Source organism: Pseudonocardia sp. ICBG1293, assembly GCF_020131355.1.
Taxonomy (GTDB): domain Bacteria; phylum Actinomycetota; class Actinomycetes; order Mycobacteriales; family Pseudonocardiaceae; genus Pseudonocardia.
The window spans coordinates 209,513-226,822 of record NZ_JAHLEL010000053.1; the positions used below are offsets into that span (position 1 = coordinate 209,513).

The following is a 17,310-nucleotide window of genomic DNA, read 5'->3' on the forward strand; positions in this document are numbered from 1 at the left end:
AACAGATAGCGTGTGGCGCAGTCAGCGGGTCGCCGCGCCGGGGACCCCGGCCCGGTCGTCCCGGGCCCGTCCGCCGGCGCCGTCGCGACCCGCTCGCTGGACACGGCAGCACACACGACGAGCCGAGGCAGGCCTGAGGACGCGATGAAGCTCATCTACACCTACACCGACGAGGCGCCGGCGCTGGCGACCCACTCCTTCCTGCCGGTCATCGAGGCCTTCGCGGGCCAGGCCGGGGTGGACGTGGAGACCCGGGACATCTCGCTCGCGGCGCGCATCCTGGCGCAGTTCCCGGACCGGCTCACCGACGCCCAGCGCGTCCCGGACGCCCTGTCGGAGCTGGGTGAGCTGGCGAAGACCCCGGACGCGAACATCATCAAGCTGCCGAACATCTCGGCGTCGATCCCGCAGCTCAAGGCGGCCATCACCGAGCTGCAGGGCGCCGGCTACGACGTCCCGGACTACCCGGAGAACCCGCAGACCGAGCAGGAGAAGGCCGCCCGCGCCGCCTACGACTCGGTCAAGGGCTCCGCGGTCAACCCGGTGCTGCGGGAGGGCAACTCCGACCGGCGCGCGCCGCTGTCGGTGAAGAACTTCGCCCGCAAGCACCCGCACTCGATGGGCGCCTGGAGCCCCGACTCCACCAGCCACGTCGCGACGATGGACGACGGCGACTTCCGCCACTCCGAGACCTCCTTCACCGCCGCCGGTGACGGAGCGGTCCGCATCGAGCACGTCGGGACCGACGGCACCGTCACGGTGCTCAAGGAGAAGGTCGCGCTGCTGGACGGCGAGGTGTTCGACGGCGCCGTCATGCGTCGCGAGGCCTTGCAGGCGTTCCTCGCCGAGCAGGTCGCCGACGCGAAGGCGAAGGGCGTGCTGTTCTCGGTGCACCTCAAGGCCACGATGATGAAGGTCTCGGACCCGATCATCTTCGGGCACGCCGTACGCGCCTACTTCGCCGACGTCTTCGCCGCCCACGGCGACGACCTCGCCTCGGTCGGCGCCGACCCGGACGACGGCCTCGCCTCGGTGCTCACCGCGCTGGAGAAGCTGCCGGCCGACACGCGCGAGGCGATCGAGAAGGCGATCACCGACGCCTACGCCACCGGCCCGGCCCTGGCCCAGGTCGACTCCGCCCGGGGGATCACCAACCTGCACGTGCCGAGCGACGTCATCATCGACGCCTCGATGCCGGCCGCGATCCGCACCTCGGGCCGGATGTGGAACGCAGACGACGCCTTGCAGGACACCAAGTTCGTCATCCCGGACTCGTCCTACGCCCCGCTCTACGACGAGACCGTCAAGCACTGCCAGGCCAACGGCGCCTTCGACCCGACGACGATGGGCACCGTCCCGAACGTCGGCCTGATGGCGCAGAAGGCCGAGGAGTACGGCAGCCACGACAAGACCGTCGAGGTCCCGGCCGCCGGCACCGTCCGCGTCGTCGACGCCGGCTCCGGCGAGGTCCGGCTCTCCCACGAGGTCGCCGAGGGCGACATCTGGCGCGGCTGCCAGACCAAGGACGCCCCGATCCGCAACTGGGTCGGGCTGGCCGTCGAGCGGGCCCGGGCGACCGGCTCCCCCGCCGTGTTCTGGCTGGACTCCTCGCGCGCCCACGACGCGCAGCTGATCGCCAAGGTCGAGACCTACCTCGGTGAGCACGACACCGACGGGCTGACCATCGAGATCCTCCCGGTCGCCGAGGCCACCCGCTACACCCTGGAGCGGGCCCGCAAGGGCGAGGACACCATCTCGGTCACCGGCAACGTGCTGCGCGACTACCTGACCGACCTGTTCCCGATCATGGAGCTGGGCACGTCGGCGAAGATGCTGTCGATCGTCCCGCTGATGAACGGCGGCGGCCTGTTCGAGACCGGTGCCGGCGGGTCCGCGCCGAAGCACGTCCAGCAGCTGCAGAAGGAGAACCACCTGCGGTGGGACTCCCTCGGCGAGTTCCTCGCGCTGGCCGTCTCGCTGGAGATGCTGGCGTCGAAGACCGAGGAGCCGCTGCGGGCCGAGCTGCTCGGCCGGACCCTCGACGAGGCCACCGGCAAGCTGCTGGAGAACGGGAAGTCCCCGTCGCGCAAGGTGGGGGAGCTCGACAACCGCGGGAGCCACTTCTACATCGCGCTGTACTGGGCGCAGGCCCTCGCCGCCCAGACCGAGGACCCCGAGCTCGCCGCGATCTTCGCCCCGCTGGCCGAGAAGCTGGCCGCGGCCGAGGACACGATCGTCGGTGAGCTGAACGCGGTCCAGGGCGACCCCGTCGACCTGGGCGGCTACTACTACGTCGACCGCGCGAAGACCGACACGGTCATGCGGCCGAGCGCCACGTTCAACGAGGCGATCGACTCCTTCGCCGGCCGGTAGTCCCGCACCGCGACGGCCCGTCCTCCCGATCCCGGGTGGGCGGGCCGTCGTCGTGTCAGGCCGAGCTCACGCCCGGGATGCGCCCGGAGCGGAAGGCCTCCACGAACAGCGCACCGTCCGCGCGCACCGTCCGCGCGTAGTCGTGGGCGAACTCCACCACCCATTCCACGAACGCGTCCTCGGCCCCGGCGGTGCGGGCGGCGACCGCCTCCTCGACGCGGAAGTCGACCAGCGCGTGGTCGGCGTCGGCGTCGGCCACGCAGTGGATCTTCGCGGTGGCCCGGCCCAGGTCCACGACGACCGGCGCGATCTCGTCGGGCTCGGTCAGCTCCGACCAGTCCAGGTCGGCCTCGTAGGGCGAGACCTCGGCGACGACGAACCCGACGCCGTCGAGCTCGGTCCAGCCCAGCATCGGGTCGGCGTGCGCCTGCAGCGCCCGCTGCGACAGCGCGGTCCGGTGTCCGTGGTGGCGGAACGCCGCGGTCACCCGCCCGTCGGTGACCACCCGCGAGGGCGCGGCCACGTTGCCCTGCTTCATCGACACGACGATGTCGTTGTCCAGCGCCTGGTTCAGCCCCTCGACCAGCACCGTGTACGTCGGCAGCCCGGCGCTGCCGATGCCCACGCCGGAGCGCCCGGCGACGTCCTTGACGGTGTAGGCGACGCCGCGGTGGCGCCGGGACTCCGGGATCGTGGCCACGTAGGCCTCGAACGCGGTGGTGACCGCGGCCTTCTCGTCGTCGTCGAGGGTGCGGACACCGGGGCCGGCACGCAGGATCCGGTCGAAGCCCTCGGTCTCGGTGACCGCGTCGAGCAGCCCGACCCGGGTCCGGGTGCGCGCGGTCTGCAGGACCTGGTGGACCGGGCCGTCGGTGGTGTCCAGACGCAGCGAGAACGCGTCGTCGTCGCGGTCGGCGAAGTGCCGCACCTGGGCCAGGTAGCTGCGGCAGTAGTCCTCGACGAGCGCCGACAGCGACCGGTCGGACAGCGCCTTGCGCCAGCCGAGCAGGCACAGACTGGCCGCGAACCGGGTGACGTCCCAGGTCCAGTGGCCGAGATAGGCCTCGTCGAAGTCGTTGACGTCGAAGACGAGCACGCCGTCGCCGTCCATGTAGGTGCCGAAGTTCTCGGCGTGCAGGTCGCCCTGGATCCACACCCGGCTGGTGCGGTCGTCGACCCAGGGGTCCTCGCGACGGGCGACGTCGTCGTAGAACAGGCAGGCGCTGCCCCGGTAGAAGGCGAACGGATCGGCGGCCATCTTGCGGAACTTGGTCCGGAACGCCGACGGGTCGGCCGCCATCAGGTCGTCGACCGCGATGACCAGGGTGTCGACGATGTGGCCGCTGCGGTCGGTCATGGCGGCGATCATGCTCGCGGACGGTGCGCGCGGCGACCCCCGTCCGTGGGGACGCCGCCGCACCCGGCACCGCCGACCGGGTGGCGGCGGGGCCGTCGTTGCGATCAACGGGTGATCAACCGGCTCACCGTGGGCGACATCACGCAACCCGTCCGGAGCAACCCCGGTCCCGTCGCGAACGTACCCACCGGTAGACTCCCGGCAGCGATGATCATTATCACTCCGTCCCGCCGCACCGTGCCGCCCGGCGACCTGCCCGCCCGGCCGGGCCGTTCCGCGCGCGCGACCAGCACCGGCCCCGGGCGACCCGGCAGCAAGCGGCCCGCCGGCCCGCGCAGGCCTCCGACCCGGCGCCCGGCGGGCCCGGAGACGACCGGCGGCTCCCGCAGCCGGGCGCTCAGCTGATCGTCAGCGAGCCCTGGGTGATCGTCAGCGCCAGCAGCAGGACGACGACACCGAACCCGCCGTACACCAGCGCGTCGGCGTAGCGGCCGCGGATCGCGAGCAACCCGACCCGGTCCGGCGGCAGCGCCACCCGCAGGCCCGCGGCGACGAGCATCGCCACCGCCAGCGCCGCCGACCCCTCGCGCCAGTGCTCGGTGACCACCCGCTGCAGGCCGACCAGGGAGATGCCCAGGACGACGAGCAGCGGCCAGTGCGCCCGCAGCCGCGCCCGCAGGCCGTGCCCGGAGCGGGTTGCCACCATCACCGCACCCCGCCGGCCGTCACGCCGGGACGTGCCCGGTCGCGGTGCTCACGCCGACACGCTGCGTTCGCTGGCTTCCACGACGTTGGTCAGCAGCATCCCGCGGGTCATCGGTCCGACGCCGCCCGGCATCGGCGCCAGCAGGCCGGCGACCTCGGCCACCTCGGGCGCCACGTCCCCGACCAGCCCCAGGTCGGTACGCGTGACGCCGACGTCGAGCACCGCGGCACCCGGCTTGATCTGGTCGGCGGTGATGAGCCCGGCCCGCCCCGCCGCCGCGACGACGACGTCGGCCTCTCGCAGGTGCGCCGTCAGGTCCCGGGTGCCGGTGTGGCACAGGGTGACGGTCGCGTTCTCCGAGCGACGGGTCAGCAGCAGCCCCAGCGGGCGCCCGACCGTGACGCCACGACCCACGACGACGACCCGTGCCCCGTCCAGCCCGACGCCGAACCGGCGGCACAGCTCGACGATCCCGCGCGGGGTGCACGGCAGCGGACCCGGCTCGCCCAGCACCAGGCGGCCCAGGTTGGTCGGGTGCAGACCGTCGGCGTCCTTGCCCGGGTCGACCCGCTCCAGTGCGGCACCGGAGTCCAGGCCGTCCGGCAGCGGGAGCTGCACGATGAACCCGGTGCAGGTCGGGTCGGCGTTCAGCTCGTCGATGACGTCCTCGACCTGGGCCTGGCTCGCATCGGCGGGGAGCTCGCGCTGCAGCGAGGTGATCCCGACCTTGGCGCAGTCGCGGTGCTTGCCGCGTACGTAGGCGTGCGAGCCCGGGTCGTCACCGACCAGGACCGTGCCCAGGCCGGGGGTCACCCCGGCGGCGGCCAGCTTCTCGACACGACCCCGCAGGTCGTCGAGCAGCTCCGCCAAGGTCGCCCTGCCGTCCATCACGCGTGCGCTCACCCGGGCATCCTCTCAGGTCCCGCGGGGGCCGGTCGAACCTGACCGAAGGAGGCGTACGTGTCCCGCAGGTAGGGGGCACCGCCCCCGCGACCTGCGACGACGGGCCGGCTGCGTGCGACCGGGGTACAGGTCGGGGTCTGGTCGTACGGAGGGGCGAAAAACGATCTCCGCGAGAGCAGAATCACACCGCCGGTGCACGACCGGTCACGAACTCGACGAGGAGTTTTCCATGAGCGTGGAGAGCGACACCGCGGGGGCGCAGGCCGCTGCTGCCCCGCCCGCCCCGGCCGCGGCCCCGGCGGCCAACCCGGCCCTGATGGGCCTGATCACCTTCCTGCCGTCCGGCATCACGCTGGGCCTGTGGTTCGTGGGCTACCTGGACACCACCGCGCTTCCCGGCGGCATGATCCCGATCGTGACGTTCTCGGCGGGCCTGTTCCTGCTGCTGTCGGCGATGGTCGCGCTGCGCGTCGGGGACAGCGTCACCGCGGCGATCTTCGGTGTCTTCTCCGCGTTCTGGACCAGCTTCGGCGTGCTGCTCATGGCCCTGAACAACGGCTGGATCATCGACGCCGGCACCGGGCAGGCCCTGTCCACCGAACAGGTCGGGTCGATCCAGTCGACCTACCTGCTCTCGTTCACCCTGGTGTTCGTGCTGCTGACCCTGGCCACCCTGCGGCTGCCGCTGATGTTCACGATCGGCTTCGTGCTCGTCGACATCACCTTCGTGCTGGCCTACATCGGCGTGACCGCGGGCAACGCGGGCCTGTTCCCGATCGCCGGGATCACGACGTTCGCGTTCTGCATCGTGTTCGCCTACATCCTGTTCGACGCGTTCGGCCAGACGCTGGGCGGACGTGCGATGTCGATGGGTGGGCCGCTCGTCAAGTCCTGACCCCGTCGCGACCGCCCGCAGGCCCCGCCGGTCCCCGGTGGGGCCTGCGGCGCGCGGTTCTGGTCCGGGGACCTGCCGGTCACGGGGTCGCGGGTCCCCGCGGCCGTGGGGCCCGGCGGGCGTGGACCCGGAGGGGGCGCGGGCGGGACGGTCAGCGGAAGTCCCGGGACGCCACCTTCACCGCGAGCGGCATCCGCTGCAGCCGGTCGGCCAGCAGGTTCAGCACGCCCTCCGGGCTGCGTTCGAGCCTGCCCCGGACCAGCAGCGCCGCGCTGCCCAGCGCCACCGACCGGTAGCGCGCCCACAGCCCCTCCGAGCAGGTCACGTTCAGCATCCCGGACTCGTCCTCGAGGTTCACGAACGTCACCCCGCGCGCCGTCGCGGGTCGCTGGCGGTGGGTGACCAGTCCCCCGACCAGCACCCGGGCCGGAGCGTCCGGGCCGGCGCGACGGCCGACCTCGTCGAGCCGGTCGATCCGGACCGCGCCGAGCGCGTCGAGGTCGGCACGCAGGTGCTGCACCGGGTGGCTGTCCGGGGAGACGCCGGTGGCCCAGACGTCGGAGACGGTCAGCTCCGCCGCGGTCATCCCCGGCAGCGCCGGCGCCTCGAACCCGACGGCGGTCCCCGGCAGGTGCTCGGGTCGCACCCCCGCGACGACCCCCGCCGCCCACAGCGCCTCCCGCCGCTGCACCCCGAAGCAGCCGAACGCACCCGCCGTGGCCAGGGCCTCGGCCTGCGGGCCGGTCAGCCGGACCCGGCGGGCCAGGTCGGGCAGGTCGGCGAACGGGCCCGCCGCCGCGCGCTCGGCGTCGATCGCGGTCGCCAGGTCCTGCCCGACCGTGCGCACCCCCGCCAGACCGAGCCGGACCGCCCAGCCCCCGGTGCTCGGGTCGTCCGGCTCCAGCACGGCGTCGGCCCGGCCGGCGTTGACGTCGGGACGGTGCACCCGCACCCCGTGCCTGCGGGCGTCGGCCACCAGCGACTGCGGCGAGTAGAACCCCATCGGCTGGGCGTTGAGCAGGCCCGCGCAGAACGCCGCCGGGTGGTAGAGCTTGAACCACGCCGAGTAGTAGACGAGCGCGGCGAAGCTGATCGAGTGGCTCTCCGGGAACCCGAAGTTCGCGAAGGCCAGCATCTTGGCGAAGATCCGCTCGGCGAGCTCGCCGGTGATCCCGTTCGCGGCCATCCCGGCGTAGAAGCGCCCGCGCAGCCGTTCCATCCGCTCGGTGGACCGCTTGGAGCCCATCGCCCGGCGCAGCTCGTCGGCCTCCGACGCGGTGAACCCCGCGACGTCGACCGCGATCTGCATCATCTGCTCCTGGAACAGCGGGATGCCCAGCGTCTTGTCCAGCGCGGGTCGCAGCAGGTGGTGGTCGTGCTCCCAGGTCTCCAACCCGTTGCGCCGCCGGATGTAGGGGTGCACCGAGCCACCCTGGATCGGCCCCGGCCGGATCAGCGCCACCTCGACGACGAGGTCGTAGAACTCGCGCGGGCGCAGCCGGGGCAGGGTGGCCATCTGGGCGCGGGACTCCACCTGGAACACCCCGACCGAGTCGGCGCGCGACAGCATCGCGTAGACCTCCGGGTCGGACTCGCCGATCGCGTGCAGCTCGATCCGCTCGCCGGTGACGGTCGCGACCAGGTCCACCATCAGGTGCAGCGCGGTGAGCATGCCCAGGCCGAGCAGGTCGAACTTCACCAGCCCGGCGGCGGCGCAGTCCTCCTTGTCCCACTGCACGACGGTCCGGTCGGCCATCCGCGCCCACTCCACCGGGACGACCTCGGACACCGGCCGGTCACAGATGACCATGCCGCCGGAGTGGATGCCCAGGTGCCGGGGTGCGCCCATCAGCTGCCCGGCCAGGTCCAGCAGCAGCGGCGGCATCTCCTGCGGCAGCTCGCTCGCCTCCAGCGCGTGCCAGCGTTCGACGCGCCGGCTCCAGGCGTCCTGCTGGCCGGGTGAGAACCCGAGCGCGCGGGCGGTGTCGCGGACCGCCGACCGCGGCCGGTAGGTGATGACGTTCGCGACCTGCGCGGCGAACAGCCGCCCGTAGCGGCGGTAGACGTACTGGATCGCCTCCTCGCGGCGGCCGGACTCGATGTCGAGGTCGATGTCGGGGTAGCCGTCGCGGTCCGGGGACAGGAACCGCTCGAACAGCAGCCCGTGCCGGACCGCGTCGACGTTGGTGATCCCCAGCGCGTAGCAGACCGCCGAGTTCGCGGCCGAGCCCCGACCCTGGCAGAAGATGTTCGACCGCCGGCAGAAGTCGACGATGTCGTGGACGATCAGGAAGTAGCCGGGGAAGTTCTTCGCCTCGATGATCTCCAGCTCACGCTGCACGGTGTGCGCCGCGAACGGATTCTCGTCACGGCTGCCATAACGCTCCATCCGGCCGCGTTCGGTCAGGACCCGCAGCCAGGTCGTCTCGGTGTGCCCGGGTGGGACGTCGAACGGCGGCAGGTCCGGCGCCACCAGGTGCAGCTCGAAGGCCAGCTCCCGGCCCAGCTCCGCCGCACGCCGCACCGCACCGGGGTGACGCTCGTCGAACCGCAGGGCCATCTCCCGCCCCGAGCGCAGGTGCGCGGTACCCGCCGCGGGCAGCCAGGGGTCGATCTCGTCGAGGCTGCGCCGGGCCCGCACCGCGGCGACGGTCGCGGCCAGCGGGGCCCGGTCGGGGGTGGCGTAGTGCGCGCCCGTCGTCGCCACCGTCGCGACGCCGGCCCGCTCGGCCAGCACGTCGTTGCGCTCGGTGTCGCCGGGCTCGCCGGACACGGTCAGCTCGACCCGCACGTTCTCCACGCCGAAGCGCGCGACCAGCCGGTCCAGCTCCGCGGCGGCGGCCGCCGGGCCCGACCGCTCCAGGGCGCGGCGCACCGCACCCTTGCGGCAGCCGGTCAGCACGACGACCTTCCCCGCGGTGTCGGCGACGACCTCGTCCGGGTCGTAGACCGGGCGCCCCTTCTCCCCGCCACGCATCTGCGCCGTCGAGATGGTGCGACACAGCGCGCGGTAGCCGTCGGGCCCGCGGGCCAGCAGCAGCAGGTGCTCGCCCTCGGGGTCGGCGACGCCGTTCTGCGGGGCGGTCAGGCCGGTGCTCAGCTCGGCGCCGAACACCGTGCGCATCCCGAGCGCGCGCGCCGCCTCGGCGAACCGCACGACCCCGTACATGCCGTCGTGATCGGTGAGCGCGACCGCCTCCAGACCCAGCTCGGCGCCGCGTTCGACCAGCTCCTCCGGGGAGCTCGCACCGTCGAGGAAGCTGAAGTGCGAGTGGCAGTGCAGCTCGGCGTACGGCACGAGGCCGGGCCCCGCCGGATGGAGCAGGTCCTCGGGCGGCTCGTAGGGACCGCGGTGGGCGGACCAGGCGGGGGCGTCCCCGCCGTCGGCCTCCGGGCCGCCGCGCAGGTTCGCACCGTCGCGCGCGGGACGACCGGACAGCGCGCTCTCCAGCTCCGTCCAGGGGACGTCCGGGTTCTGCCAGCCCACCCGGACAGCGTACTCGAACAAGTGTTCGAACGGGGAGTCGCGGACGGCGTCGCCGTGCGGGCCGGCCGGCTACTCCCCAGCGCCGGTCGGCCCCGCACGGCGGTCCGGGCTCCGGCGCGGCACACCGGCCGCTCCCCAGCGCCGGCCCGCGGGCCACCCGGACGTCTCCCTCCGGTGCCGGCAGGAGGTTCGTGGACCGCCCCGCCGACCTCTCCGAGTCCACCAGCCGAACCTGTGGAACGACTGAGACCCCGGTGTGGATCGACCGAGGATCGCCGCGGACGGGGCCGTACCGTCGTGTTCGTGACGCCGTGTCGTGATCGCCGGTTCACCGCACGGCCACGCCCGATGACGGATGCTGGTCCGACGCCGCGGTGCCCGACCGGTACCGCGCACGCAGGAGGAGCGCCGGGCACCCGGCGCGGACGGGGCCCGGTACCGGGCCGGACGGCAGGGGTGGGCTCCATGGGACGGGCGAGCACGACGGGTGGCCGGCGCCGGCCGCGCCTCGGGAACTGGCTGGTCAGGGTCGCGACGGCCGGGGTGGCCGTCGTCGCGCTGGCGGCCTGCGCGGACGTCCCCGCGGGCCCGGGCACCGCGACGATCGGGAACCCCGGCGGCGGGGGTCAGGGGGCCGCTCAGGGTGACCCCGGCCTGCCGCAGCGGCTCGCGGCCGCGGCCGGTGGCGACGGCGCCTACGCCCACCTGCAGCAGTTCGAGAAGCTCGCCGACGCCAACGACGGCAACCGCGCCGTGGGCACCCCCGGGTACGACGCGGCGGTCGACCTCGTCGCCGGGACGCTGCGCGAGAGCGGGTTCGAGGTGTCGACCCCCTCGTTCGAGGTGCGCACGTTCTCCGCGGGCGACGCCCGGCTGACCGTGGCAGGCGCCCCGGCGCCGACCGAGGTGCTCGGCTTCTCCCCCGCGACCCCGCCCGGTGGGCTGACCGCGCCGCTGTCGCTGCGTCCGCGCACCCCGCAGGACCCGACCCCGGGCTGCGAGGCGGCCGACTACACCGGGATGCCGGCCGGGGCCATCGCCGTCGTCGAGCGTGGGACCTGCGAGTTCGGGCAGAAGTCCCGGCTCGCGGGGGCGGCGGGCGCGGTGGCGGTGATCGTGGTCAACACCGAGGACGCGGCCCTGCCCGCCACCCTCGGGGACACCCCGGGAGTCGTCCCGACCGCGGCGGTGACGCGGAGCGCGGGCGCCGCACTGCGCGACGGACAGCAGGCCTCGCTCGTACTCGACACCACGATCCGGCAGCAGACCTCCCGGAACGTGATCGCCGAGACCACCACCGGCGACCCGGGCCGTGTCGTGGTCGCCGGGGCCCATCTCGACAGCGTCCCCGAGGGGGCGGGCATCAACGACAACGGCAGCGGCAGCGCCGCCCTGCTCGAGATCGCGCAGAAGCTCGGCGGGTCCCCGCCGGTCGGCCAGAAGGTGCGCTTCGCCTGGTGGGGCGCCGAGGAGATCGGCCTGGTCGGCTCGACGAAGTACGTCGAGGGACTGTCGGAGCCCGACCGGGCGCGGATCGCGCTGTACCTGAACTTCGACATGGTCGGCTCGCCGAACCCCGGCTACCTGGTCTACGACGGCGACAACTCCGACGGTCTCGGCGGCGAGGCGGGGCCGCCCGGCTCCGACACCGCCGAGCGCGTCCTGACCGAGGCGCTGGTCGGGGCGGGGGTGAACGGCCCCGAGGGCACGGCGTTCGACGGGCGCTCGGACTACGGCCCCTTCATCGAGGCCGGCATCCCCGCCGGCGGTCTGTTCACCGGCGCCGAGGAGCAGAAGACCCCGGAGCAGGCGCAGAAGTGGGGCGGCACGGCGGGACAGTCCTACGACCCCTGCTACCACACGCCCTGCGACCGGCTGACCAACATCGACCGGACCGCGCTGGACCGGAACGTGACGGCGATGGCGTCGGCGATCGGACGGTTCGCGGTCGACCTCAGCGGCATCCCGCAGCGCTGACCCGCACGTCGCGGGCGCCGGCCCGGCCACGGTGGACCCGGCGACGGGTGACGGCTCAGTCGTACACACCGGTCACCGTCCAGCGTCCGCCGCGGTGCACGAGCAGCAGGGCGGTGCCGTCGGTCAGCACGACCTGCAGCCGCACCGCGGGCCCGGGCCCGTCGGGGGCCCACCAGCGGGTGTGCACCGGCCAGGGCCCGGCCCAACCGGTGACCTCCCGGTCCGGGCCACCGCCCGCGACCCGGTGCGGGACGCCGTCGAGCAGGTCCGGCGCGGCCGGGCACACCTCGGCGCCGTCCGCGGCGAGCAGCCGGACCGGGACCGGGTCCGGGGGCACCGTCGCCGGGGACGGCGCCGGGAGCCTGCCGGGCCAGGTCGCCGGAGGGTCGGCGGGCGGGCGACGGCCGGGGGCACGGCGGGGGTGCACGGTCCCGGCCCGCCCACCGTCCGGGGCCGCAGCGGAGCCGGCGCCTGCGGACCCGGCCGGGGCGGTGGAACCCCCGGCTCCGCGGACCGCGGGCGCCGTCGACACCGGTCCCGCCACCGACCCCGACCCCGACCCCGACCCCGACCCCGACCGGACGGTGCCCGACCCGGCCGCCGTCCCCGGCGCCGCCCCGGGCAGCGCCGCCCCGGGCAGCGCCGTCCCGGGTACGCCGTCGCCCGGGCGGGCCACCGTCAGCCGCCCGGGGACCGGTGCCGCCCCCGCGGGGTCCTCCTGTCCGGCACCCGCGCCTGCCCCCTCGACGCCGTCCGCCGCGGGGGCCGCCGGCCCCGGGCGGGCGGGCACCGCGGTGTCCTCGACGACCCGTTCGTCGCCCCACGGCACCAGCCGCACCCGCTCGCCCGGGTCGCGGCCACCCGTCGGGACCGCGGTGACGACCGCCTCCGGCCCGAGCAACGCCTGCACCCGGACCAGGGCCCGCCCGGCCCGCTCGTCGCTCTCCCCGACATCACCCCACAGACCACGCTGCAGCGCCCCGGCCACCACGGTGTCCTCCGGGGTGAGCCGCAGTGCGACCAACGTCCCGGAGCCCCCGCGCCCGAGCCACGAGTCGAGCTGCCACCGCACCCTGTCGACCGTCCCGGACGGCGTCAGCGGCTCGGCGCACCGCCAGACGCGCAGCAGCTCCTCCCCGCTCTCCGTGCGCGCGTGCACGCCCAGCCGCGTGCAGGCCAGACCGTGCCCGGCGAGCGCGGTGTGCAGCCGGGTCGCGAGACCCCGCGCGGCGAAGGCGGCCGCGTCGACCCGGTCCACCGGCGGGTCCAGCTCGACCGCCGCGGACAGCTCCTCCGGCGGGACCCGGCGCGCGGGCGGACGGGGGTCGAGCCCGCGGGCGAGCCGGTGCGCGACCACCGCGTCGGCGCCGAAGCGCGAGGCCACGTCGGCCGCCGACAACGACGCGAACGCTCCCAGCGACCGCAGCCCCAGCCGGCGCAGCAGGTCCACCAGCGCGGCCCGGTCGACCTCGGGATCCCGGTCCAGCTCGGCGACCTCCAGCGGCGCGAGGAACTCCGCCGACCGCCCCGGCGGCACCCCGCGCCCCCGGCGGGCCGCGAGCTCGGCGGCGAACATCCCGTCCGCGACGCCGATCTGACACTCGGTCCCGGCGTGCAGCGCGACCTGGTCGATCAGCCGCTCCACCGCGGCACGCTCCCCGCCGAACCAGCCGACCGGACCGCGGGCCGGCAGCACCAGCAGCCCCGGCCGCACCACCTCGACGCCGGGGGCGAGCGCCTCCACCGCGGCGGCGACCGGCTCGAACAACCGGGCGTCGCGCCCCGGGTCGGGGGCGAGCACCGCGAGCTCCGGGGCCCTGGCCTGCGCCTCCCGACGGCGTAGCCCCCGGCGGACACCGGCCCGGCGGGCCGTCGCCGAGCAGGCCAGGACCCGGTTGGCGTGCAGGACCGCGGCCGGCCGGTCCGCCGGGACGTGCGCGGCGCGGGCGGCGGCGGTGACCGGCCAGTCCGGGGACCAGACGGCCAGCACCCGCGGGTCGGGCTCCACCCGGCCCGCACCGCCGTCCGCGCCCGGCCCGCCACGCACGGCCGTCCGCCCCGAGCCACCCGTCCCGCCGCCCGTCCCCGTCGTACCGCCCGCATCCGGCGCGTCGGACGTGCTCATCCCGCCACCCGGACCACCGGCCGGGCCACCGGGACCACGCCCCCCGCCGCCGCGGGGACCCCGGGCACCGACGGCACCACGGGGACGGCCGGGGCGGGGACGATCGCACCGCCGGGCCCCGGCAGGAGCACCTCCACCCCCCACCCGGCCGGGCCGATCCCGCGCCCCTCCGCCCGGACCTCGACCCGCCGGGACCGCAGCCGCCCCGTCCCGCGGCCGACGCCCTCCCACCGTGGACGGGTGCAGCGCAGCCGCAGGTCCGCACCCGGCCATCCACCGAGCGCCAGGAGCACCGCACCCCGCTGCCGGGCCCGGGCGGCGAGCCGCTGCCGGTCCCCGGCCCGCAGCCCGGCCCGCTCCGGCCCGGCCACGACGACGAGGTCCAGCCCGTCCAACAAGGCCGCGGTGACCCCGACCAGGTCCGCACCGGGGTCGGGGACCAGCGCCAGCCGGTCCAGCCGCACGCCCGCCTCGGCCGCCGCCGTCGCGCCGAGGCCGGGGCGCCCGACCACACCCGCCCAGGCGCCCTCCGCCGACGCCGCGGCCAGCAGCGCGAACAGCAGCGACGCCGCGCCGGAACCCGCGCCCACCGCCACGGTGGACCCCCGCCGCAGACCGTCGCCGGGCAGCAGACCGGCCAGCGGCCCCGGCACCGGTAGCAGGTCGGCCCCGGCCGCCGGGCGCGCCTCGACCGTCCCCGTGCTGCGGGCCGGGGGCTCCGGCTCCGGGCAGGGCCCCGTGGGCGCCGGCCGGGACCGTTCCAGGCCCGCCCGGGTCTCCGTGCGGTGCAGGACGTGCCGGGCCCGGGCGAGCCGTTCGGCGGCCGAGGCCACCGAGGACCCCGGCCCCCCGGCCGGGCCCCGCGCCCCGGGCAGCGGCTCCCGCCCGCCCCCGGAGACACGTGACCCGGCCCCGATCACCGGCCCGGACCCCTCCGGACCGGTGTCGTCCCCGACGTCGACGCCGGCTCCCCCACCGGCACCGCCGACCACCCGGCCGACCGCCGCCGCTCCCCCGACGACGACCGGCCCCTCGCCCGCACCGACGCGCACCGCAGTACCTCCCCGCCACACACCGCGCCACGGCCGAACGGCCGCGACCACGCCCGGCGCGCCGCGGGGAAGGCGACGCGTGCTCGAACCGATGTTCGAATCATAGGGCCTGTGCCGCCGCTCCGCATCCCCCGGGTGGGGGTGGTGACGACGACGGGAGGACCGTCGCACGCACCCCCGACATTCTCGGCCGGATCACCCTCCGCGCTGCTCCGGACGCCGACGGCCCGGGCCGCGCGAGGCGGTCCCGGGCCGTCGGGGTGGGGCGGTGGGTCAGTGGGCGAAGTGCCGTGTCCCGGTCAGGTACATCGGCACGCCCGCCTTCGCGCAGGCCGCGACGACCTCGTCGTCGCGGACCGAGCCGCCGGGCTGCACGACGGCGGCGACACCGGCGTCGAGCAGCACCTCCAGCCCGTCGGGGAAGGGGAAGAACGCGTCGGAGGCGGCGACCGCGCCGCGGGCCCGGTCACCGGCCCGGGTCACGGCGAGCTTGGCCGCGTCGACCCGGTTGACCTGCCCCATGCCGACACCGACCGCGGCGCCGTCGTGGGCGAGCAGGATCGCGTTGGACTTCACCGCGCGGCAGGCCCGCCAGGCGAACGCGAGGTCGTCGAGAACCTCGGGGGTCACGGCGTCGCCGGTGACGAGCTTCCAGGCGGCCGGGTCGTCGCCGTCGGCGTCGACCAGGTCACGCTGCTGCACCAGCAGCCCGCCGGAGATCGGGCGGAGCTCGGTGCCGGTGCGGGCGGTGCCGTCGGGGATGCGGAGCACGCGGACGTTCTTCTTGCGCTGGAGCACCTCGAGCGCGCCGTCGGCGTAGCCGGGGGCCACGACGACCTCGGTGAAGATCTCGGCGACCTGCTCGGCCAGCGCGACCGAGACCTCACCGTTGACCGCGATGACCCCGCCGAACGCCGACACCGGGTCGGTGGCGTGCGCCTTGCGGTGGGCCTCGGCGACGTCGGTCCCGACCGCGATCCCGCACGGGTTGGCGTGCTTGATCACCGCGACCGTCGGGCGGTCGCCGTGGTCGTGCGCGGCGCGCCATGCGGCGTCGGCGTCGACGTAGTTGTTGTAGGACATCTCCTTGCCGTGCAGCTGCTGCGCGCCGGCGAGACCGGAACCGGTGCCGTCGGTGTAGAGCGCGGCGGACTGGTGCGGGTTCTCGCCGTAGCGCAGCGGGCGCTCGCGGGTCCAGGTGGCGCCGACCCACTCGGCGGACGCGTCGTCGTCGCCCGCGGGGAACTGCTCACCCATCCAGGTCGCGACCGAGACGTCGTAGGCGGCGGTGTGCCGGTAGGCGTCGGCGGCCAGCCGGCGGCGGTCCTCCACGACGAACCCGCCCGCACCGACCTGCTCGAGCACCCAGGGGTAGCGCGAGGGGTCGACGACCACGGCGACGCTCTCGTGGTTCTTGGCCGAGGCCCGCACCATCGCGGGGCCGCCGATGTCGATCTGCTCGACGGCCTCGTCGCGGCTCGCGCCGGACGCGACGGTCTCGCGGAACGGGTACAGGTTCGACACCAGCAGGTCGAACGGCGCGATGTTCAGCTGCTCGAGCTGGGCGAGGTGCTCGGGCTTGCGGGTGTCGGCGAGCAGCCCGGCGTGCACCCGCGGGTGCAGGGTCTTGACCCGGCCGTCGAGGCACTCGGGGAACCCGGTGACCTCCTCGACGGGGGTGACCGGGACGCCGGCGTCGGCGATCCGCTGGGCGGTGGAGCCGGTCGAGACGATCTCCACCCCGGCGGCGTGCAGCCCGGTGGCCAGGTCGAGGAGACCGGCCTTGTCGTAGACGCTGATCAGGGCCCGGCGTACCGGCCTGCGCTCACTCACTGTTCACCTCGTGGGGTTGGGCGGCGGTGGCGAACCGTCGCACGGTCGCGACCAGCAGCCGTCGTTCCTCGGTCTTGATCCGCTCGTGCAGGGAGGTCTCGTCGTCGCCCGGGAGCACGGGGACCTCCGCCTGGGCGAGCACCGGTCCGGTGTCGAGCCCGGCGTCGACCTCGTGCACGGTCGCGCCGGTGACGGGCACCCGGGCGGCCAGCGCGTCCCGGACGGCGTGCGCGCCGGGGAACGCCGGCAGCAGGGCCGGGTGCGTGTTCAGCATCGGGCATCCGAGCGCGTCCAGGAAGGCCGGGGAGACGAGCTTCATGAACCCGGCTCCGACGACCAGATCCGGCCGGTGCGCGAGCACGGCCGCGGCGAGCGCGGTGTTCCAGGCGTCGCGGTCGGCGTGGTCGGCGACCCGCTCGACGAAGGTGGGGACCCCCGCCGCGCGGGCCCGGTCGAGCCCGGTGGCGCCCGCACGGTCGGCCCCCACCGCGACGACGCAATATCCGGCGCCCGCCGTGTCGAGCAGCGCCTGCAGCAGCGTGCCGCTCCCGGAGACGAGGACGACGACCCGCAGCGCCTCGTGCCGCTCCTGCGCGCCCACC

The 17,310-nt window shown here is 75.3% G+C and carries 11 protein-coding genes; 3 read left to right on the top strand and 8 right to left on the bottom strand.

Annotated elements, in window-relative coordinates:
- The first annotated feature begins 144 nt into the window (after window positions 1-144).
- Window positions 145-2,373, top strand: coding sequence for an NADP-dependent isocitrate dehydrogenase (locus tag KPF47_RS29860; protein WP_224392136.1), 2,229 nt, complete (start codon window positions 145-147; stop codon window positions 2,371-2,373).
- A gap of 55 nt (window positions 2,374-2,428) precedes the next feature.
- Here KPF47_RS29860 and KPF47_RS29865 read toward each other — a convergent pair whose 3' ends face one another.
- From KPF47_RS29865 to KPF47_RS29875, 3 genes are all read right to left on the bottom strand, one after another.
- Window positions 2,429-3,730 (bottom strand): DUF2252 domain-containing protein, encoded by a 1,302-nt coding sequence (locus KPF47_RS29865; RefSeq protein WP_224392137.1) that lies wholly within the window; start codon window positions 3,728-3,730, stop codon window positions 2,429-2,431.
- A 397-nt stretch (window positions 3,731-4,127) separates the two neighbouring features.
- The gene (locus KPF47_RS29870; protein WP_224392138.1) at window positions 4,128-4,436 is read right to left on the bottom strand and encodes a DUF3017 domain-containing protein; all 309 of its coding nucleotides are present in this window, start codon (window positions 4,434-4,436) and stop codon (window positions 4,128-4,130) included.
- Window positions 4,437-4,484: 48 nt separating this feature from the next.
- On the bottom strand, window positions 4,485-5,339 hold the full coding sequence (locus KPF47_RS29875; protein WP_224392139.1) for a bifunctional methylenetetrahydrofolate dehydrogenase/methenyltetrahydrofolate cyclohydrolase: 855 nt from the start codon (window positions 5,337-5,339) through the stop codon (window positions 4,485-4,487).
- Window positions 5,340-5,568: 229 nt separating this feature from the next.
- Between KPF47_RS29875 and KPF47_RS29880 the strand changes: the two genes are divergently transcribed.
- The gene (locus KPF47_RS29880) at window positions 5,569-6,234 is read left to right on the top strand and encodes a GPR1/FUN34/YaaH family transporter (RefSeq protein ID WP_224392140.1); all 666 of its coding nucleotides are present in this window, start codon (window positions 5,569-5,571) and stop codon (window positions 6,232-6,234) included.
- 151 nt (window positions 6,235-6,385) lie between these two features.
- Here the strand turns inward: KPF47_RS29880 and KPF47_RS29885 are convergent, their stop codons facing one another.
- Window positions 6,386-9,721: an error-prone DNA polymerase gene (locus tag KPF47_RS29885; RefSeq protein ID WP_224392276.1), complete on the bottom strand. Its 3,336-nt coding sequence runs from the start codon at window positions 9,719-9,721 to the stop codon at window positions 6,386-6,388.
- Between the two features lie 465 nt (window positions 9,722-10,186).
- Between KPF47_RS29885 and KPF47_RS29890 the strand changes: the two genes are divergently transcribed.
- On the top strand, window positions 10,187-11,698 hold the full coding sequence (locus tag KPF47_RS29890) for a M28 family peptidase (protein ID WP_224392141.1): 1,512 nt from the start codon (window positions 10,187-10,189) through the stop codon (window positions 11,696-11,698).
- Between the two features lie 55 nt (window positions 11,699-11,753).
- Here the strand turns inward: KPF47_RS29890 and KPF47_RS41155 are convergent, their stop codons facing one another.
- The 4 genes from KPF47_RS41155 to purN all read right to left on the bottom strand — a co-directional run bounded on the left by KPF47_RS41155 (window position 11,754) and on the right by purN (window position 17,309).
- Complete coding sequence (locus KPF47_RS41155) at window positions 11,754-13,823, bottom strand: DNA polymerase Y family protein (protein WP_374108915.1); 2,070 nt, start codon at window positions 13,821-13,823, stop codon at window positions 11,754-11,756.
- A complete protein-coding gene (locus KPF47_RS29900; RefSeq protein ID WP_224392142.1) occupies window positions 13,820-14,875 on the bottom strand; it encodes a hypothetical protein in 1,056 nt (351 codons plus the stop codon). Before KPF47_RS29900 ends, KPF47_RS41155 begins: the two co-directional genes overlap by 4 nt.
- Window positions 14,876-15,148: 273 nt before the next feature.
- On the bottom strand, window positions 15,149-16,708 hold the full coding sequence (gene purH / locus KPF47_RS29905; RefSeq protein ID WP_224392143.1) for a bifunctional phosphoribosylaminoimidazolecarboxamide formyltransferase/IMP cyclohydrolase: 1,560 nt from the start codon (window positions 16,706-16,708) through the stop codon (window positions 15,149-15,151).
- Window positions 16,701-17,309, bottom strand: coding sequence for a phosphoribosylglycinamide formyltransferase (purN, locus tag KPF47_RS29910; RefSeq protein WP_224392277.1), 609 nt, complete (start codon window positions 17,307-17,309; stop codon window positions 16,701-16,703). The genes purH and purN overlap by 8 nt, the downstream gene beginning before the upstream one ends.
- Window position 17,310 lies beyond the last annotated feature (1 nt).